17 protein-coding genes are annotated in these 18,471 nt (G+C 64.4%); 9 read left to right on the top strand and 8 right to left on the bottom strand.

Annotated elements, in window-relative coordinates; genetic code table 11:
* Window positions 1–8: 8 nt before the first annotated feature.
* The 6 genes from gyrA to dnaA form a co-directional block, all read right to left on the bottom strand.
* Complete coding sequence (gene gyrA, locus ACOGI8_RS00535; RefSeq protein WP_419854962.1) at window positions 9–2,564, bottom strand: DNA gyrase subunit A; 2,556 nt, start codon at window positions 2,562–2,564, stop codon at window positions 9–11.
* Between the two features lie 34 nt (window positions 2,565–2,598).
* Window positions 2,599–4,554, bottom strand: coding sequence for a DNA topoisomerase subunit B (locus ACOGI8_RS00530; RefSeq protein WP_419856433.1), 1,956 nt, complete (start codon window positions 4,552–4,554; stop codon window positions 2,599–2,601).
* 126 nt (window positions 4,555–4,680) lie between these two features.
* Window positions 4,681–5,019 (bottom strand): DciA family protein, encoded by a 339-nt coding sequence (locus ACOGI8_RS00525; protein ID WP_419854961.1) that lies wholly within the window; start codon window positions 5,017–5,019, stop codon window positions 4,681–4,683.
* The gene (recF, locus tag ACOGI8_RS00520; RefSeq protein WP_419854960.1) at window positions 5,016–6,098 is read right to left on the bottom strand and encodes a DNA replication/repair protein RecF; all 1,083 of its coding nucleotides are present in this window, start codon (window positions 6,096–6,098) and stop codon (window positions 5,016–5,018) included. The genes ACOGI8_RS00525 and recF overlap by 4 nt, the downstream gene beginning before the upstream one ends.
* Complete coding sequence (gene dnaN / locus ACOGI8_RS00515) at window positions 6,095–7,204, bottom strand: DNA polymerase III subunit beta (RefSeq protein ID WP_419854959.1); 1,110 nt, start codon at window positions 7,202–7,204, stop codon at window positions 6,095–6,097. Before dnaN ends, recF begins: the two co-directional genes overlap by 4 nt.
* A 323-nt stretch (window positions 7,205–7,527) precedes the next feature.
* Window positions 7,528–9,132, bottom strand: coding sequence for a chromosomal replication initiator protein DnaA (gene dnaA / locus ACOGI8_RS00510; RefSeq protein WP_419854958.1), 1,605 nt, complete (start codon window positions 9,130–9,132; stop codon window positions 7,528–7,530).
* A gap of 466 nt (window positions 9,133–9,598) precedes the next feature.
* Between dnaA and rpmH the strand changes: the two genes are divergently transcribed.
* From rpmH to ACOGI8_RS00485, 5 genes are all read left to right on the top strand, one after another.
* The gene (rpmH, locus tag ACOGI8_RS00505) at window positions 9,599–9,733 is read left to right on the top strand and encodes a 50S ribosomal protein L34 (protein ID WP_323673719.1); all 135 of its coding nucleotides are present in this window, start codon (window positions 9,599–9,601) and stop codon (window positions 9,731–9,733) included.
* Entirely contained in the window at window positions 9,730–10,077 is a 348-nt protein-coding gene (rnpA, locus tag ACOGI8_RS00500; protein WP_419856432.1) for a ribonuclease P protein component, read from the top strand. Before rpmH ends, rnpA begins: the two co-directional genes overlap by 4 nt.
* Window positions 10,074–10,304 (top strand): membrane protein insertion efficiency factor YidD, encoded by a 231-nt coding sequence (gene yidD, locus ACOGI8_RS00495; RefSeq protein WP_419854957.1) that lies wholly within the window; start codon window positions 10,074–10,076, stop codon window positions 10,302–10,304. The genes rnpA and yidD overlap by 4 nt, the downstream gene beginning before the upstream one ends.
* On the top strand, window positions 10,304–11,533 hold the full coding sequence (gene yidC / locus ACOGI8_RS00490) for a membrane protein insertase YidC (RefSeq protein WP_419854956.1): 1,230 nt from the start codon (window positions 10,304–10,306) through the stop codon (window positions 11,531–11,533). The genes yidD and yidC overlap by 1 nt, the downstream gene beginning before the upstream one ends.
* Before the next feature lie 168 nt (window positions 11,534–11,701).
* A complete protein-coding gene (locus ACOGI8_RS00485; RefSeq protein WP_419854955.1) occupies window positions 11,702–12,070 on the top strand; it encodes a Jag N-terminal domain-containing protein in 369 nt (122 codons plus the stop codon).
* A 10-nt stretch (window positions 12,071–12,080) separates the two neighbouring features.
* Here the strand turns inward: ACOGI8_RS00485 and ACOGI8_RS00480 are convergent, their stop codons facing one another.
* A complete protein-coding gene (locus tag ACOGI8_RS00480) occupies window positions 12,081–14,111 on the bottom strand; it encodes a cytochrome P450 (RefSeq protein ID WP_419854954.1) in 2,031 nt (676 codons plus the stop codon).
* A 155-nt stretch (window positions 14,112–14,266) separates the two neighbouring features.
* Between ACOGI8_RS00480 and ACOGI8_RS00475 the strand changes: the two genes are divergently transcribed.
* The gene (locus tag ACOGI8_RS00475) at window positions 14,267–15,319 is read left to right on the top strand and encodes a Rieske 2Fe-2S domain-containing protein (RefSeq protein WP_419854953.1); all 1,053 of its coding nucleotides are present in this window, start codon (window positions 14,267–14,269) and stop codon (window positions 15,317–15,319) included.
* A gap of 26 nt (window positions 15,320–15,345) precedes the next feature.
* On the top strand, window positions 15,346–15,864 hold the full coding sequence (locus ACOGI8_RS00470) for a protein jag (protein ID WP_419854952.1): 519 nt from the start codon (window positions 15,346–15,348) through the stop codon (window positions 15,862–15,864).
* A gap of 13 nt (window positions 15,865–15,877) precedes the next feature.
* Here the strand turns inward: ACOGI8_RS00470 and ACOGI8_RS00465 are convergent, their stop codons facing one another.
* Window positions 15,878–16,498, bottom strand: a complete 621-nt coding sequence (locus ACOGI8_RS00465; protein WP_419854951.1) for a 16S rRNA (guanine(527)-N(7))-methyltransferase RsmG — start codon at window positions 16,496–16,498, stop codon at window positions 15,878–15,880.
* A gap of 133 nt (window positions 16,499–16,631) precedes the next feature.
* On the opposite strand from ACOGI8_RS00465, the gene ACOGI8_RS00460 reads away from it, so the two are divergent.
* Complete coding sequence (locus ACOGI8_RS00460) at window positions 16,632–17,528, top strand: ParA family protein (protein WP_419854950.1); 897 nt, start codon at window positions 16,632–16,634, stop codon at window positions 17,526–17,528.
* Window positions 17,525–18,427 (top strand): ParB/RepB/Spo0J family partition protein, encoded by a 903-nt coding sequence (locus tag ACOGI8_RS00455; RefSeq protein WP_419854949.1) that lies wholly within the window; start codon window positions 17,525–17,527, stop codon window positions 18,425–18,427. The genes ACOGI8_RS00460 and ACOGI8_RS00455 overlap by 4 nt, the downstream gene beginning before the upstream one ends.
* Window positions 18,428–18,471: the final 44 nt, after the last annotated feature.

The following is an 18,471-nucleotide window of genomic DNA, read 5'->3' as shown; positions in this document are numbered from 1 at the left end:
GGCTGAAGCTAGGTCGCCGGGCTCACCTCAGGCGAGAGGTTTTCACGGGGCTCGGCGTCGCCTTCGTCGGCATCGAGAATGTCAGGGAGATCGACCAAGGCCACCGCCACCACGGTCTCATCTTCGCCTAGCGCCATCGCCCGAACGCCCGACGCTGCACGACCTTGGCGGGAGATATCCGAGACTCGTGTGCGGATGAGCACGCCGCTCGACGACACCAGCAAGATCTCGTCGTCCTCATCCACGAGGCGCGCGCCTACCACATGTAAGTCGTCGCCAGATGTCTTCACCGCGATCACGCCTAAACCGCCACGGCCCTTACGCGAAAACTCCTCGGCGGCCGTGCGCTTAGCGGCACCATTGCTCGTCACCACCAGCAGGTCGCGGTTGTCCTCCCCGTCCAGCACGTCCGCCGCAGCCACGGTGTCGCCGCCCCGCAGTCGCATCGCGCGCACGCCGGCTGCATTGCGGCCCATCGAGCGCACTTCGCTCTCGGCGAAGCGCATGGCGCGGCCTCCACGGGACACGACGAACACGTCATCGTCGCCTGATGTCTCGAGCACGCGCACCAACTCGTCACCTTCACGCAGGCTCAGCGCGATCAGACCATTGGAGCGGATGTTCTCGTAGGCGCGCAACGGCGTTTTCTTGGCGAGCCCGTTGCGTGTCACGAACATCAGGTACCGATCCGAAGGGAACTCCCTCGCCTCCACGACCGCCTCGACGCGTTCGTCGGGCGCCAGCTGCAGCAGGTTCACCAGCGCCGTACCCCGTGCGGTGCGGTTGGTGAGCGGCACTTGGTACGCCTTCAGCCGGTGCACCCGGCCCCGGTTGGTGAAGCACAGCAGCCAGGCATGCGCTGTCGTCAGCAGCACACGCACCACCGCATCGTCGTCCTTCAGGCGCGCACCCTGCACGCCGCGACCGCCCCGTCCCTGCGTGCGGAATACGTCGGGCGACGTTGCCTTCACGTAGCCCTCACGCGTCAGCGTCACCACCAGCGGCTCGTCCTCGATGAGATCCTCGGCGTCCATCTCGCCCGGGTCGGTGACGATCTCGGTGCGCCGCGGTGTCTGATGCTCGTCACGCAGGGCGCTCAGTTCGTCGACGATGACCTGCCGCAGCCGGCCTTCGTCGCCGAGGATGGCTTCCAGCTCGGCTATCGCCTGCCTCAGCGCGGCCAGCTCGTCGCTCAGCCGCGTGCGCCCCAGCCGGGTCAGCCGGCTGAGCTGCATGTCGAGGATGTGATTCGCCTGTTCAGCGCTGAACGACATCGGCTCATCGCACAGCCCCGCCAGCGCCGCCGCCCGATCGTCGCTGGCGCGGATCAGGGCGATGATCTCGTCGATCAGGTCAAGCGCACGCAGCAGGCCTTCCACGATGTGCGCGCGGGCTCGGGCCTCATCCAGCCGATGCTCGCTGCGACGGGTGACCACGTCGATCTGGTGGTCGACATACGCGACCAAGGCATCCCTGAGATTCAGCGTGCGAGGCACCCCGTCGACCAGCGCCACCATGTTCACGGCGAAGCCGGACTGCAGCGGTGTGTGCTTCCACAGGTTGTTGAGCACCACGTTCGCCGGCGCCGACGGCCGCAACTCGATGACGAAACGCATCTCTCCCCGTGCCGACTCATTGCGCAGCGCGGTGATGCCCTCGATGACCTTGCGGTTCACCGCATCAGCGATCTTTCGCTCGATGTTCTCGAGGGAGGTCTGGTATGGGATCTCGGTGACCACGATGCTCGGCCGCTTGCCGTTCTCGACGATCTCCGCCCGGGCACGCAGCTTGACCGAACCGCGCCCGGTTGCCATGGCCTCGCGGGCGCCGGCCCGGCCGAGCATCCGCCCGCCGGTGGGGAAGTCGGGCCCCGGGACGAACTGCATCAGGTCGTCGACGGTGGCGTCGGGGTTGCCAATGAGGTGAATGGTGGCGTCGATGATCTCGCCGAGGTTGTGCGTGGGGATGTTGGTGGCCATGCCCACCGCGATGCCCTGGCTGCCATTGACCAGCAGGTTCGGGAACCGCGACGGCATCACCAGCGGCTCGGTGCGGGAGCCGTCGAAGTTCGCGGTGAAGTCCACCGTCTGCTCATCGATGCTCTCGGCCATGGTCATGGCCAAGTCGGTCAGGCGGCATTCGGTATAGCGGTAGGCAGCCGGCGGGTCCGACGGCGAGCCGAAGTTGCCATGCGGATCGATCAGCGTGTTCGCCAAGCTGAACGACTGGCCCATTCGCACGAGCGCGTCGTAGATCGAGCCGTCGCCGTGCGGGTGGTAGTTGGCGATGACATCGCCGACCACCGTGGCGCATTTCTTGTGAGGGCGATCCGGGCGCAGACCGGTGTCGAACATCGACCACAGGATCCGGCGGTGCACCGGCTTCAGGCCGTCACGGGCATCGGGCAGCGCCCGCGAGGTGATGACCGACATGGCGTAATCCAGGAAGGACTGCTCCATCTCGGTTTGGATCTCGACATCCACAATGCCAAGCGCGCCGCCTGCATGCGAGGCGTCGCTGCCGTCGGGCGAGCCGGCGCCGGTATCGGGTTTGTCGTTGCTCACAGCGCTCCCAGCCGGATCCGTCTGCCCGCCACGCTCAGACGTCGAGAAAGCGGACGTCGCTGGCGTTGTTCTGGATGAAGCCCCGGCGGGCGTCCACGTCGTCGCCCATGAGGATGCTGAAGATCAGGTCCGCCGTGGCGGCCTCTTCGAGCGTGACGCGCAGCAGTGTCCGGCTGGCCGGATCCATGGTGGTGTCCCACAGCTCCTGGGCGTCCATCTCGCCGAGACCCTTCAATCGTTGGAACTCGTTGCGGTGGTTGGGCCGCTCCGTCAGGAACGCATCCTTTCTGCGGTCGTCCTTGAGATACACGGTCTCAGTGCCCACCTTGGTGGAGTACAGCGGCGGCTGGGCGATGTACACGCAGCCGTGCGACAGCAGCTTGCGCATGCGGTGAAAGAAGAACGTCAGCAGCAGCGTGCGGATGTGGCTGCCGTCGACATCGGCGTCGCACAGCAGGATCACCTTGCGGTAGCGCACCTTGTCGATGTCGAAGCCGCCCTCGCCGGTCGCACCGTCGACGCCGGCGCCGATCGCCGAGATGAGCGCACTGATCTCGTTGTTGTCGAAGATGCGCTCGGGACGGCTGCGCTGGACGTTGAGAATCTTGCCGCGGATGGGCAGGATCGCCATAGTGGCGGGGTCGCGCGCTTCCTTGGCCGATCCCCCGGCCGAGTCGCCTTCCACGATGTACAGCTCAGCCTCTTCAGGGTCGCCCGAGGAGCAGTCGGTGAGCTTGCCGGGCAGGCCAGCGCCCCCCAGGGCCGACTTGCGTACGGTGTTGCGGGCCTTCTGGGCGGCGATGCGAGCACGGCGGGCGTCGACGGCCTTGCCCACGACCAGCTTGGCCTCGCTGGGGTGCTCTTCGAACCATTCGCCGAGCCCGCTGTAGGCGGCCTTCTGCACGAGGCTGCGCATGGCGGTGTTGCCCAGCTTGGCCTTGGTTTGGCCTTCGAACTGCGGCGCTTCCATGCGGACGCTCACCACCGCGGTAAGGCCTTCACGAATGTCGTCGCCCTGCAGGTTGCCATCGTCGGGCCGCAGCATCTTGCGATCCTTGGCATAGGCGTTCACGGCCGACGTCAGCGCCGATCGGAACCCCTCCGCATGCATGCCGCCCTCGATGGTGTTGATGCCGTTGGCGAAGCTGTGGATGCCGTCGGTGTTGAAGCCGCTGTTCCACTGGAAGGCGATCTCCACCTCGTCGCCGTGCTCGGCAGCAGACAGATAGCCGACGTTGTCGAACAGCGCTTCTGAGGTCTCGTTGAGATGCCGTACGAAGTCGCGGATGCCGCCTGGGTAGCAGTACTCGTGGTGAACCGGTTCGGCTCGCCGCTCGTCGGTGAAGCCGATGCGCAGGCCGGCGTTGAGAAACGCCATCATCTGCAGCCGCTCGGTCAGCGTTTGGGCCCGGAACTCAACGTGATCGAACACCGTCGGATCGGGCTTGAACGTAATGGTGGTGCCGGTGCTGTGGGCAGGCGACGGGCCGGTGTCGGTCAGCTCACCGACCGGCTCGCCGCCGTCGCGGAACTGCAGCTTCCAGCGCCGACCGTCCCGGTCGATGACGGCCTCCAGTTCGGAGGACAGCGCGTTCACCACGGACACACCGACGCCATGGAGCCCACCGGACACCTTGTAGCCGGTGCCGCCGAACTTGCCGCCGGCGTGCAGCACGGTCAGGACAACCTCAGCAGCTGACTTGTCGGGGTACTGCGGATGAGCCTCCACGGGAATACCACGACCGTCGTCGGTGACGCTGCACGTACCGTCTGCTCGCAGGGTGACTTCGATGGAGCTGCAGTGCCCTGCCATGGCCTCGTCGACGGCGTTGTCCACCACCTCGTAGACGAGATGGTGCAAGCCCCCGGGGCCGGTCGAGCCGATGAACATCCCGGGTCGTTCACGAACCGGCTCGAGACCTTCGAGCACCGTGATCGCATCGGCGTTGTAGTCGCCGGCAGCGATGCTGTCAGTGCCGACGGCCCCCATCAAGTCGTCGCCGGTGCCCGCCGACGCGGGTGCCAGAGTCGTGTCGGTCACAGTGCAACCAGTCTACTGGACGGCGACCGATTTTCGGCGTAGGAACAGCCGCTTCAGCATCGGTAAAACCGCAGGTCAGAGACGTTTTTTGTGCCCAGTGTCAGGAAGCACGCGGAGGTGCAGCTCAGAGATCGTGGCGGCTCCCGATTCGGCGTTCAGTGCGGCCAGAATCCGGCTGGAATGATAACGCAATTCGGTCGCCCAGGCAGGATCGTCCACCACGACGGTGAGCCGGCCTGCTTCGAGCCGTTCGGGCTGCGAGTGCGCCGCGATGGCCTCGCCGACGGCCTCAGCCCAGCGCTCGTTGAGGTCGATCGCGCGGCCCCGTGAACCGAAACCGGCCGTGACTGCCTTGAGCGAATCACTGATCGACCGCGGCTCTCGGCCGCCTGTTGCGCGACGGCGTCTGCTCATGTTGAAAGCACCTCGCCGTCTTGGATGTGAACTTGGCTGTGGGCTTCGATTCCGGGGGGCACGTGGCCGGTGGCCGAAGTCACGATCGTCTGTGCGGCAGGCAGGCATCCGACGAGACGTCGGGCTCGCCCCTCGTCAAGCTCGGAGAACACATCGTCGAGCAGCACGATCGGCTCGACTCCGCTGAGCTGCGCCGTGTAGCGGTGCTGGGCCAGTCGCAGCGCCAAGGCGATGCTGCGCTGTTCCCCTTGGGAAGCGTGGGTACGCGCCGGCAGGCCGTCTAAGCAGACCGTCATGTCGTCACGGTGCGGGCCCACGGTGGTGGAGCCGCGTCGCAGGTCATCCGCTCGTGCATTCGCCAGCGCGGTCGCGAGGCTGCTCTTGCGCCACTCGGCCGCATAAGACAGCTCCATGTCCGCGGCACGCCCGGCGAGCTGGTGGTAGGCGTCTTGAGCCGGAGGTACCAACGCCGTGCACAGGGCGTCACGCCGGTGTGCAATCGCCTCGCCGAGCTCTGCGAACTGCGCATCCCAGACGTCGAGGGTGGCGAGGGCCTCGTCGTCGGGGCGATAACCGGCCTGCTTCAGCAGATTGTTGCGCTGTCGCAACACTCGCTCGAAATCGAGTCGCATCGCCCGGTACTCACGGTCGGTACTGGTCAGCACATTGTCGAGCAGCTCCCGTCGCACTGACGGTCCACCCGCCGCAATCGACAGGTCGGCTGGGCAGAACACCACTGTGCTGGTCACATCGGCGAGGTCGCGCAATGACCGGACCCGTTGCCCGTTCACCTGCGCACGGGTTCTGCCCGCCGCTGCGATCTCCATCTCCACCAGGTATGTCCGGCGCGCTCGCCGGATCTCGGCACGCACGAAGGCGTGATCGCGGCCAGCGCGCACGAGTGTCTCCGCACTCGCCCCGCGGAACGAACCAGAGCCATCCAGCAGTGCGACAGCTTCCAGCAAATTGGTCTTGCCGTGCCCATTGGGCCCGACCACCAGCGTTCGCTCTGCGTCGAGCGACAGTTCTGTGGACCGGTGATTCCGGAAGTTCTCGATGCTCAGCCAAGCAACGATCACGACACCCGAACGGGCATCAGCAAGTACAGGAACTCGCCCTGCCCGGGCGTCCGCAGCACAGCGGGCTTGAGGGCATCCAGACGCACAATCTCGACCGTGTCGCCACCGGCTGCGTCGAGCCCCTCGATGAGGTAGTCGGGATTGAAGGCGACCGTGGTCGGTTCTCCCTCATAGGTGGCATCGACCTCTTCGCTCGCGCTGCCGACGTCCTGACTGATCACTGTCAGTTCGATGCCGTCAGAGCGCAGCTCCATCCGCAGCGGCGCATTCGTATCGCGGGCGAGCAGGCGAAGCCGGCGTGCACCGTCGAGCAGCGCGGCACGGTCCACCTCCAGGCGATTGTCGTGAGAGTCAGGGATCAGCGGCTCGTAGCTCGGGAAGTCACCAGCGATAAGACGGCAGGTCACCTGGGCCGATTGCGCATCGTCGCTGACTTCGAAGGCGACTTCCCGCTCCCCAAGCCGCATGGTGACGTCCTTGCTGGCGTCGAGGATCCGGCCGAGTTCCTCCAGGGCCCGAGACGGCACGAGCACTTGCTGCCCCGGGTCGAGCACCTGGGCCTCGGGCAGATCCCGCAGGGCGAGCCGGTAGGAGTCGGTCGCCACCAGCCGCAAGCCGTCGCCCCGGGCCGCCATGAGCACACCGGTCAAGATCGGTCGGGCATCGTCGGAACTGGCGGCACGGACCACTTGGCGAAAGGCCTGCGCCAGATCCCCAGCCGGCACAGTGACATCATCTCCGGTCGGCTGCGGCAGCGTGGGAAAATCGGCGGTCGGCAGCGTCCGCACGGAGAATTGCGCCCGCGCACTGGTGATCTGCACTTCATCGTCGTCAACCTGCACATCCACCTCGCCTGGCGGCAACGCTCGGGCGATGTCGGTCAGCAGCCGGGCTGGCACCACGGTCTCGCCCTCTGTCTCCACTGCGGTGCGCAGCTGCGTGCGCACCGTGAGATCCAGATCGGTGCCCGTGACAGTGAGGCCCTCGCGGTCAGCTCGCAGGTGCAACCCGGTCAGCACGAACAGCCCGCCTCCGCGCACATTGACCCCTCGACTGGCCAGAGTCAGCTGGTCAACCAATGCATCTCGTTCAATGCGCAATTTCACGGGCGGTTCTCCTTGGCCATACAAGACCGATGAGGCGGATCATCCTCAATAAGAAGGTTGAGACTTGTTCGGTAGTGGTTGTAGGGGCTGTGAATTGTGGATGACTGGCTGTTGTTGCAGATCAGCGCAACGCAGCCTGTCAACAGTCTTGCCTGCGCGTCCACAGCTTCACCTTCCCTTTTCTGCATAGCAGGCGTGGTCGTGGAAAAGCGCGACTTTTCCCGAGGTTTGTCGAGAACTTTTCCACTCATTGTCCACAGTGTGTGGAGACACCCTAGATCCAGCCACCGGCCGCAGAGCGGACAGAGCTCGGTGGACCGGCCTCAAGCAGCCCGGACACGCGCTATGAGCTGGGCAACCTGGTCGTACACCTTGCGTTCGGCAGGCAACAAGCTGTTGATCTTCTTGACCGCGTGCATGACGGTCGTGTGGTCTCGCCCGCCGAAAACGCTGGCTATCGCTGGGTAGCTCAGGTCGGTGAGCTCCCGCATGACATACATGCTGATCTGGCGAGCGTTGACCAGGCCTTGCTGGCGGCGCTGGCTGGTGAGCTCGTTCACGTCGTAGCCGAACATGTCCGCGGTCATGTTCAGAATCCGGTCGGTGGTGATGGGCGTCTCTTGCGGTTCACGGACATCGCTCAGAATCTGCTGCGCCATCTCGAGCGTGACCGGACTCCGGGTGAGGCTTGCGTATGCGGTGACGCGCACGAGGGCGCCCTCGAGCTCGCGGATGTTGTTGGTGATGAGGTGCGCGATGTGCTCCAGCACCTCATCGGGCACGTGGCCCCGTTCGGTCTTCTTGCGCAGGATGGCCACCCGGGTCTCAAGATCCGGAGGCTGGACGTCGGTGATCAGGCCCCATTCGAATCGGCTGCGCAGGCGATCCGACAGCGTGGAGATGCTGCGGGGCGGGCGATCGGAGGAGATCACAATCTGCCGGCCAGCCACATGCAGCGAGTTGAAGGTGTGGAACAGCTCCTCCTGCAGGCCTTCCTTGCCTTCCATGAACTGGATGTCGTCGAGCAACAACACATCGAGTTCGCGGTAGCGCCTCTTGAACGCCGGCGTCGTGTTCGTGCGGATGGCTTCGATGAACTCTGAGAGAAACGTCTCCGTGGAGACGTACCGGACACGATGCTCCGGCAGGGTGGTGCCCAAGAAATTCACAATGGCCTGCAGCAGGTGGGTCTTGCCGAGACCCGTGCCTCCATGAATGAACAGGGGGTTGTACGCGATGCCCGGAGTCTCGGCGACCGCGAGCGCCGCGGCCTGTGCAAACCGGTTGCTGCTGCCGATGACGAAGCTCTCGAACGTGTATCGGGGATTGGTGATGTCGACGCCCGGCACTCTGCGCGGCGGTTCGCTGGCATCGGTCGTGGGCGGGGCCGTCTCGGCGGGGCCGTCGGAGGCCCTCGCCGGATGATCAGTGCCCGTCGCCGGGTGCCACATGTCGTCCTCGCCTGGGGCGGAGGCGTCGCTGCGGGCCATCGCGTCGACATCGTGTGCATCCAGATGGTGCGGGTCTGCGTCGGTGCCGTTGGCGCTGTCGAGATCATCGAGCTCCGGACGGGTCTCGATCTCGTAGGTCTGCGGGCGAACAGGCAGCCGCTCGAAGGCGGCGTGCAGCATCGGGATGTAGCGCCGTTGGATGCGGTCGCGGATCATGTTGCTCGGCGCGATCAGCACGGCTAGCTCGTCGTCGATGTGAAGTGCTTGCAGGTGGCGGAAGTAGCCGAGCCAGAGCGCGTCGGACACCGTGGCCCGCAGGATGTCGCGGCACTGCGACCACAGCTCGTCGGTGTTCGCGCGGGCGCCCTCGGGCAGTGCAGATGCCGAGGATTCTGGTGCTGGGGATTTTGGTGATTGAGAGATGTGGTGATGATCCTCAGGTTCGTGTGCTGCGGCACCTGCCTGCGGAGAACTCACCACGACAACCTCGTTCGCCTCTGTCCGTCGTGTGCTCGCGGAACCTGTTGTTCGCCTGCGAGCCACCAAGCGGCATTCGGTGGTCGGAACCTATGGCTGCGCTGTCACTGCTGCAAGCGCGTCTTTGCGCGGCTGCGCGGTGCTCAAGTTGACGGGAACGCAACAGTTCAGCGACAGACCCACAACACCCGTAAAACAGGCGGATGACAGGCAAATTTGCCGTTCCGGCAACGAGTGTCATGGTCGACACTCGGCACGTGCAATGTGGCTCCTTACGCGGGCGCTGCGCGTCTTCGCGCGCGCCGCCCGCGCCATGGCTTTGTCTGTCAGCTCGCCTCTACGCGCATCGGAGGGGATCGGCACCCGTAGGCTGTCTGTGCTCTCGGGCCGACACCCGGGCACGCTCCGGCCGCCGCAGCGCATTTCGCGGACCTGCCCGCGGCCTGAACCTCCAGGAGGCTCCAGCGTGAAGCGCACGTACCAACCCCACAACCGCAGACGGGCCCGCCGCCACGGCTTCCGCCATCGCATGTCCACCCGTGCGGGTCGGGCGATTGTCAACGCTCGCCGACGCAAGGGCCGGCAACGGCTGAGCGCCTGATCGATTCGTGCCGCAGCAGGGCCGACTTCGCAGCACTGCGCCGCGGTCGTCGATTCGACAGCGAGCTGCTGTGGATGACGTTCGCGGCCGACCGCGGTCTGAGAGGGCCGCGCGTGGCATTCGCGCTCAGCCGCCACCGCGGAACGGCAGTGCAGCGCAACCGAGTTCGACGTCGTTTGAGAGCGGTCTTTCGCGAGTTCGCCATCGACCTGGCACCTGGCCGCTATCTCGTCGGTGTGCGAGCGGCAGCGTCGGCGGTGACCTACCAGCGGGCTCGAGCCGAGTTGATGCGGTTGCTGCTGGCCGCGGAAGCCCTGAGCGACCGGGGGAACAAGCGGCCATGACCTCGGGTCCGCTCGCGCGAGCGTTGATCGCCGCCGTGAAGCTCTATCGAGCACTCCCCCGCTCACGGCTGCCGTCGTGCCGTTTCGATCCGACGTGCTCGCAGTATGCGCTGGACGCCCTGCGCACCTGGGGAGCAGCACGCGGCGGCTGGCTGGCCCTCCGCCGCATCTGCCGCTGCCATCCCTGGGGCGGCTGGGGCTACGACCCGGTACCGGAGACGCGCTGATGTTCGACTGGGCTGATCCGATATTCGACGGAATCGCCGCCGTGTTGGCGTGGTTCTACTCGTTGGTGCCTGACTACACCTTCGCGATCTGCATGCTGACCCTGGCGATCATGCTGCTGTTTACGCCACTCACCCTGCGGGGCGCACGGTCGATGACCAAGATGCAGGCACTGCAGCCGGAGATGACGGCGCTGCGCAAGCGGCACGGCAGCGACCGCCAGAAGCTCAACGAAGAAATGATGAAGCTGTACCAGTCTCACGGGGTGAGCCCCCTGGGCGGGTGCTTGCCGAACTTGGTGCAGATTCCGATCTTCATCGTGCTCTACCGGGTCATCTGGAACCTGCGTATACCTGACGACAACCATCTGATCGACAACCCGTTTCCCCGAAATCTGAGCCCTGACTCGCAGATGTACAAGGACATCGTCGACGCGGAGGGCGAGATGCGGTCCTTGGGCATGGACCTGTCGAAGGTGGCGAAGGACGTGGTTCAGGCCGACTTCGTCGACGGGCTGCCGTACTTGGGGCTCATAGCCATCACCTTCCTGCTGGCCTGGCTGCAGCAGCGCCAGATGGCGCGGCGGCGCGGCAATGCGGCCATGCCGAACCGCCAGATGGAAATCATGATGAAGTACCTGCCGTTCATGCTGCCGGTCTTCAGCTTCTTCGTGCCGGCGGCGCTGGTGCCCTATTTCATCGTGTCGAGCATCTACCGCATGCTCCAGCAAGCGTTCATTCACGCCACGATGAAGCCCCCGCAGTCGCTGACCACCGCGGAGTCTGACGCCAAGGTCATCGAAGCCGAAGAGATCCCCAAACCAGAGCCGCCGCGCCAGGTGCCGAATCAGCGCTCACGCAAGGCGCTTGATGCTGAGGCGGAGCGCCGTGCGGAGCGTGAGCGTCGCCGTGCAGAGCGACGCGAGAGCTCACAGAACTCATCTGGCGAGCGCGCACCGGCGCCTACGCAGTCAGAGCCTTCGGAGTCTCCCACGATCCGCCGGACTCGCTCGTCTGAGGAACGAGTTGTCGATGCGCGCAAGCGAGCACGTCGCGGTGCTGGATCCTCGAATCGGAATCAGGACCAGAAACCGGACCGCAATCAGAGCCGGCATCAGACCCGCGAGCGCGGCCGTCGCCGCGGGCGTGCCGAACCAGAGCCAGAATCGAAGCCCATCCAGAGTCGTCGTACTTCAGGAGACGGCAGGACCCGCAATCGCCGCAAGCGATGAACGCACCGGCAATTGCTCCCCATAGGATGCGAGCTTTGGTGGACCTTGTCGTTGGGTCACCTGTTGTTTCCCGCTCTCGTTCCCCGTCCTCACTTGATACGGGCTCACGGGCCGCTCGGGCCACGGCTTCGCCTGCTGGCTCAGCCTCTCGGAGTTAGGCGCTGCGTCGTGGAGTGGATCGTGGTGAGCGGCCACACCGTTGCTGAGGCGCGTGAGCGCGGACTCGATGCGCTTTCGGTTGCTGTTGAGGATGCGGACATCGAGATTCTTGCTGAGCCGGGCCGTTCGCACTGGGGGCTTCGACGCCAACCCGCTCGCGTTCGTATGCGAGTGCGGCCAACCGGCCCGCCGCCGCGAGTAGGCGACCAGCGCCGAGACCGCCGCAGATCCCGCCGACGCTCTGGCGGCCGGCAGCGTCAGGCACAGCAGAGCCGGAGCGGCAATCAGAACCAGAACCGCAGCGGCCGCTCGTCGCGGCGCCAGTCCCGGGCAACTCGCAGCGGCACCGCTCCGAAACAATCCGGCTCGACCTCGTAGTACGTGAGCGTCAAACGGGCAACGGGTGCCGTTGCTTGGCGATGGTGAACTTGAGCTTGCCGTTGGGAGATAGCGACGGGAACGCATCGATTTTGAGCCGGTAGTTCGTCGGCTTCATCTGCAATTCGAAGTAGTGCGCGACCATCAGCAAGTTGAGCGTGAGCTGCAGATCGACCATGTGCGAGCCGAGACAGCCGTGAGTGCCCAAGCCGAACGGAGCGTAGCCAGGCGTCCGGTGCTCTGCGCGTGAGGGCAGATAGCGATCGATATCGAACGTGTAGGGATCGGGAAACAACTCCTCCATGTAGTGGCAGGCTGTTGTAGCAATGAGAAGCTTGGATCCGACCGGCAATTCGAAGTCCTCGACGACACATGAGTTCATCACGGTTCGCATCGACATCGGTATGGTCGGGTAGAGCCGCATCGCTTCCATGATGAAACGCCGCGTCACATCGATAGCGGGCGACTTGAAGTCCTCCGGTGTCGGGTTCCCATCCTCGAACAGAGCGTCGGCTTCCGCGCGAATCTGTTCATGCAGGTCAGGCTGACTCAGCATGGCGTACATCAAGAAACTCAACTCGTCGCCGGCGTACATGCTCGCCAGCACCGCGGCCGAGAACATGAAGCGGAGGTTCGATTCGGGCACAAATGTGGGGTCGCTCTTGTGCAGGCTCAGGATGTCATCAGCCTGATCTCGCGGACAACCCATTCGCTGAGTTGCAGTATGAGACCGCACTACCCGGTCAAACAGCACCTCAACGGCCTTGGCCTTGCGTTTCATGCCGGGCGTACGCAGCATGAACGGCGGCATGACCTTGATCACCTGCGTCTTGAGCGCACGTGACTTGAAGCTGATGATGTCGTCCATCACGTCGTCGGCCTCAACGCTGATAAGCGTTGGCGTGATGCATGCGTTGGTGAGCTGCCGGCACAGGGAGACACCGCCGTATGTGTCGCCGACGGTCCATGTCGCCATGAACTTGCGGACATTCCCGTAGGTCTCGTCGATTTGGTGTTCCAGCCGTTCACGGCCATAGCTGGCCCGCAGGGACTTTCGCAAGCGGAAGTGATCCGCTCCGTCGATTGCTGGCAAGAGTCCCGCGGCAAAATATGCTTCCTCCAAGCCCCGGAGATAGTCGCTCGACCGAAGGTACATCCGGCCATATCGGTGCACCCAGCGGTTGACGCGAGGGCCGGCGACACAGATCATCGGCTGCTTCTCGAGCGGAGACTTGAGTTTGAAGACCGGTCCGAATTCTTCGGTGAGCTGTGCGAATCCCGCAGGGACGTTTCCTTCGCGGAGATGCTTATTGGTGGCAAGCCGGCGGATTGGCAACTTGGGAATCGTCTTGGTGAGCGCGGCGCTTTGAACCGTGCCCGCCAGATTCTGCGTCACTGCATCCGCAATTGCCCTGCCAATGAGATCCATCTGACAGATGAGTTGAACTCGTTGTTCCGCTGCCTCGTCAAAATCAAAGATGAAGCGCAAGACATCACAGACATTCGCAAGCGCGATGATGATGATGTCCCTCGAATCGGGAATATCGGTTCCGAAGATCGACTTGTCAACTCGTGCTTTGACGTGTTCGACGGTCGTCTGCGCGTCTTCGTCAGACAAATATTCGCTGTGCCGGCCAGCGGGCGCCAATGTCCAGAAATCGCCTTCGTGATGCTCGAGGATCTGGACCTGGACCAGCCGGTCCAAGGTGAGATCGATCATCATCTCGGCGCGCGGTGCGAGTTGTTCGACCCAGTACTGCGCACTGCGCTGTTTCGACTCGTTGGCAATCTGGGAAAGGGCGAGATCCAGGACCGGATTCCCTGTCGGCGTCTCGTCCAACAGGATGAGGGATTCCATGTCGGTGTCGATGCGTGCTCGGAGCGACAGTCCGGCCAGCGCTGCGCCCGCCATCGCACAGCTCAAATGCCAGCCCGGCACTTGATGGAAATAGCCGGTTTCCTCATTGAGCATCAGCAGCATGAGCTCGTCGCACAGGGTGAGCACCTGGTCGGTCTCAGTCGCTGTTACTTGAGTCGCCATGACCCCCCCCCCCCCGCCGCTTGGTCATGCCGAGCGGAGAAGCGTCACTGCCTCAAGCTGCGGGTACGGGTACCGATGTCCAAATTCGCCACGGTAGGGTACCCGACTGCTCGGAATATCCCCGTATCTGGATGTTGCGTGAGGAGGCCGGATCGATGCCTTCCGACATGGCAGAGACAGCGAACATTCGTTCACTCTCTCCTTTTCCAGAGGGTTGGTACTTCATCGGCGCCCATCGAGATCTGCAGAAGTCGAGACCGCACGCGGCGATGTGGATGGGTCGGAAGATCGTTGCTTGGTGTGATGATCGCGGCGATATCTGCGTTGCCGAGGCCGTCTGTCCGCACCTCGGATCGGATCTCAGCCCCGAGGCCGGGACGCGGGTCGTCGATGGCCAACTGGTTTGCCCATTTCATGGATTCGAATTCGATGTCACAGGACAATGCGTTGCCACACCTTCAGGCGACCCGGCACGGTCCGCGAGGTTGCGCCTTTTTGAGACCTGCAACATCGGAGGCTTGATCTTCGCCTGGTGGGGCGTCGGGGGCCGTGAGCCGCAGTGGCATCTGCCCAGTGCACCCCCCAATGACGGGGATTGGAGCGACTTCGAACTCAGAACAGTTCGTTTCGCGGGCCATCCGCAGGAGACCAGTGAGAATTCGGTCGATATTGCCCATTTGAGCTATATCCACGGCTATGACAACGTGACCAGCGATGCACCCGTCACGATCGAGGGTCCGTGTCTCGAGAGCCGTTTTGGATTCAGCAGCACCCGCAGCATCGCCAAGCTTGGGAGGCTCTCCCTGAGGGTGTCAGCGGTCGCGCGAGTGGTCGGTTTGGGCTACTCGTATGTTGAATTCCAGGAGCACACAATCGGCATGGATGCGCGGCTCTGGGTACTGGCGACCCCGGTCGACGGCACACTCATCGATCTGACCATCGTCTCGTCGGTGTGTGAACTGCGGGAACCGAAACGGCCGATTGCCGGCCTGAAGTTTCTGCCGTGGCGGATGCGAGCGCCCATCCTGAACAAGTTTGTCGCGGATTTTCAGATCCAGGATGTGAAACAGGACGTGGTCATCTGGAGCCGCAAGCACTACGTACCGCGCCCGCGGCTCGTGCGGGCCGACGGCGAGATCATGAAGTACCGAGAGTACTGCGCGCAGTTCTACCCAGAAGTGGGTCCGTGCAAGTCCGCGACTCGGTGAGAAGGATCCCATCAGAGGAGAAGAAGATGACAGGCGAGACAACCACAGCCGAACAGCAGGCCATGGTGGAGGAATTTCTGGATGGACTGGTGACGGCATTCGGCATCAGCGCCAAGGCGGTGCCCGTCGCAGCAGACGACGACAGCTTCGAGATCAATCTTGAGGGCGAGAACGAGGCGCTGGGGCTGCTGATCGGGCCGCGCGGCCGCCATGTCGTTGCACTCCAGGAGGTCGCGAAAACCATGCTGCAGCGCAGGCTGCCAGGTGTGCGCCGCGCGCGCGTGCGGGTTGACGTGGGCGGCTACCGGCAGCGCCGACGCGAGGCGCTTGAGGCGTACGTGCGCGAGCTCGCCGGCGCCGTAGTGGAACGCGGAACGGAACGTGGGCTCGAGCCAATGAATGCGGCTGATCGCAAGGTCGTGCACGACACGGTCAACGAGATCGCCGGTGTCGACACGATCTCGGTGGGCGATGAACCCCGCCGGCGCGTTGTGCTGGTGCCGTCTAGCCCGAGCGATGCTCCTAACCCGAGCGACGAGGCGTAGTCTGTCCGATCGATCAGAAGAGCGGTCGCTTCCGGATCTGTTTCCACGCTCGGGGGTATGTCGGATCGGCGGCCGTCAGGCACTCCAGAACCGCAAACGTCGGCGCGTCTGCGGTTCTCCGCACGAAACGCATCCCGAGCTGAGCGAGGGCATCGGTTGGCCAGCGCGCCTCTCCACAGTTGGGCGGCTCGCTGACCACGAGCCTGCCGCCCGCGCGCAGCAGGCCGGCACTGCACTCTGCGACCGCGGCTGGCGGACCAAATGCCCGGCTCACGATGCCGTCATAGACATGGCGATGCTGGGTGAGGTGGGCGAGTTCGGTGGCATCGCCGAGCGCGATCGTGACGCGACCGGCGAGCTCGAGGTCCCGAACAGCAGTTTTGAGAAAGTCGGTCCGTCGGTGGGATCGATCCAACAGCACGAATTCGATACTGGGTTGCTCTAGGGCCATCACGAGTCCGGGCACTCCCCCACCGCTCCCGAGATCGCACCAGCGTTGACCGGGCGTCGGTCGCGCCGCCGCGTGGTGGGCTCTTGCGTGCTCCACATGGACCAGGAGGTCGCCCGGGCCCAGAAAACCTTGTTGTTGGCCGCGTCTCAGCACGGCAACGAGGCGTTCGTCTGCCGTCGTCATGATGCGGGGAACCGTATCCGATGCACGACGCGCATCAGCAAGCCGCGCCGCTCGGGCCCTGGCATGTTTCACGTGAAACACTGCGGCCCGCGCGGTGGGTTCACGACTGGCCTACGCTGACCCTCGGGCGTCAATGAACGGAGACTGCATGGGCCGGATCATTGCGGTGACGAACCAGAAAGGCGGCGTGGGCAAGACGACGACGGCCGTCAATCTGTGTGCGGCACTCGCCGAGGGGGGCCAGAAGACGCTGCTCGTTGACATGGATCCACAAGGCAATGCCGCTACCGGCGCCGGCATCGACCCGCGTGCGGTGGAGACCTCGATGTACCAGGTATTGCTCGGCTCGGCAGAGATTGTCGACTGCATCCAACCGACCGGCATCGAGCACTTCGACGTGGCACCGGCACGGCTAGAGATGTCTGGTGCAGAGATAGAGCTTGTGTCTGCCTTCAGTCGCGAGTTGAAACTCCGGTACGCCCTTGCCCCGATCGCTGACGACTACGACTACATCTTCATCGACTGCCCGCCGTCGCTCGGGCTGTTGACCGTCAACGCCTTGAGCGCAGCGGTCGAGATTCTGGTGCCGGTCCAGTGTGAGTACTACGCACTCGAAGGCCTCGGCCAGCTGTTGCACAACGTGGAGATGGTGCGCGAGGGCCTGAATCCTGCCCTCGTCATCAGCGCCATCGTCATGGTCATGTACGACGCCAGGACTCGGCTCGCCGCCGAGGTGGTGGCTGATGTGCGGCGGCACTTTGGCGACCGGGTGTGCCGGGTGGTCATCCCGCGGACGGTGCGCCTGTCGGAGGCCCCGAGCATGGGGCAACCGGTGACGGTGTACGCGCCGAACAGTCGTGGCGCCGTGGCCTACCGAGAGCTCGCCCGGGAGATTCATGAGCTCGGCGGTCAGATGGGGGCAGCCGGCGTCCGAGCGGTTCATGATCCCGGTTCGCATGCGGACTGGGAACAGGAGCAGGCGAATCCGGACGGCATCTCGCCGATCAGTCGCGAAGGAGCCCCCACATGAACGCTCAACGAGGGCTCGGGCGAGGGCTCGGCGCGCTCATCCCCACCGGCCAATCGGCCTATCGCGAGGTGCCGGTTTCAGCCGTCGAAGTCAACCCGCTGCAACCCCGGCAGCACTTCGACACTGCAGCACTGGAGACCTTGGCAGATTCGATTCGCCAGATCGGGGTCTTGCAACCAATCGTCGTGCGCGAGACCGGCATCGTCGGGCGCTTCGAGATCATCGCGGGCGAACGCCGCTGGCGAGCGGCGCGCAGCATTGGCTTGGACACGATTCCGGTCGTCATTCGAGCTGCGGACGACGAGTCCAGCCTGACCCACGCGCTGATCGAAAACGTTCATCGAGCGGATCTCAATCCCCTGGAAGAGGCGGCTGCGTACCGGCAGCTCATCGATGACTTTGGCGTCACTCACGATGAGCTCGGACGTCGCATGGGTCGCAGCCGCGCGGCGGTCACCAACTCGCTCAGGCTCTTGTCATTGCCGGTGAGCGTGCAGCGCTACCTGCTGGAGGGCGAGCTCTCCGCAGGTCACGCTCGTGCGCTGCTCGGCTGCGACGATCCTGTCGATCTCGAACTGCTTGCCGAACGTGCAGTCGACGAAGGCTGGTCAGTGCGAGCGGTGGAGGAGCAAGTCCGAGCCCTCAGCACGCCGTCTGAACGTGACTCGGCGCCGGATCAGCCCGGCAACGAACCCACTGCATCGCCGCCCGCCGCCGAGGATCGTCCGGCCGCGGTACTGGAAGTCGAATCGGCCTTGGCCGCCGCCCTTACGACTGCCGTCGAGGTACAACTCGGCCGCCAAGGGGGTCAGATTGTCATCAGATTCGCTGATATGAACGATCTCGGCCGGCTCTACGAGGCGTTAACAGACAACCTTCGAGTGACCCTTGAAGGTTGAGTGGTGTTTGCCGGCGCACTCAAGCTTTGGATCACAGAGACGCC

The organism is Candidatus Poriferisodalis sp. (genome assembly GCF_965204195.1).
Classification (GTDB): domain Bacteria; phylum Actinomycetota; class Acidimicrobiia; order Acidimicrobiales; family Poriferisodalaceae; genus Poriferisodalis.
The sequence above is the reverse complement of the archived record's forward strand: the minus strand, read 5'-3'. Positions and strand labels throughout refer to the sequence as shown.

Bases quoted from the DNA above. Each gene is read 5' to 3' on its own strand.
- ACOGI8_RS00530 (WP_419856433.1), bottom strand. From the start codon at position 4,554: ATGGGGGCCGTCGGCACTGACAGCATCGCTGCCGGCGACTACAACGCC.
- ACOGI8_RS00525 (WP_419854961.1), bottom strand. From the start codon at position 5,019: ATGAGCAGACGCCGTCGCGCAACAGGCGGCCGAGAGCCGCGGTCGATC.
- yidD (WP_419854957.1), top strand. From the start codon at position 10,074: ATGACCTCGGGTCCGCTCGCGCGAGCGTTGATCGCCGCCGTGAAGCTC.
- yidC (WP_419854956.1), top strand. From the start codon at position 10,304: ATGTTCGACTGGGCTGATCCGATATTCGACGGAATCGCCGCCGTGTTG.
- ACOGI8_RS00480 (WP_419854954.1), bottom strand. From the start codon at position 14,111: ATGGCGACTCAAGTAACAGCGACTGAGACCGACCAGGTGCTCACCCTG.
- ACOGI8_RS00475 (WP_419854953.1), top strand. From the start codon at position 14,267: ATGCCTTCCGACATGGCAGAGACAGCGAACATTCGTTCACTCTCTCCT.
- ACOGI8_RS00470 (WP_419854952.1), top strand. From the start codon at position 15,346: ATGACAGGCGAGACAACCACAGCCGAACAGCAGGCCATGGTGGAGGAA.
- ACOGI8_RS00465 (WP_419854951.1), bottom strand. From the start codon at position 16,498: ATGACGACGGCAGACGAACGCCTCGTTGCCGTGCTGAGACGCGGCCAA.
- ACOGI8_RS00460 (WP_419854950.1), top strand. From the start codon at position 16,632: ATGAACGGAGACTGCATGGGCCGGATCATTGCGGTGACGAACCAGAAA.
- ACOGI8_RS00455 (WP_419854949.1), top strand. From the start codon at position 17,525: ATGAACGCTCAACGAGGGCTCGGGCGAGGGCTCGGCGCGCTCATCCCC.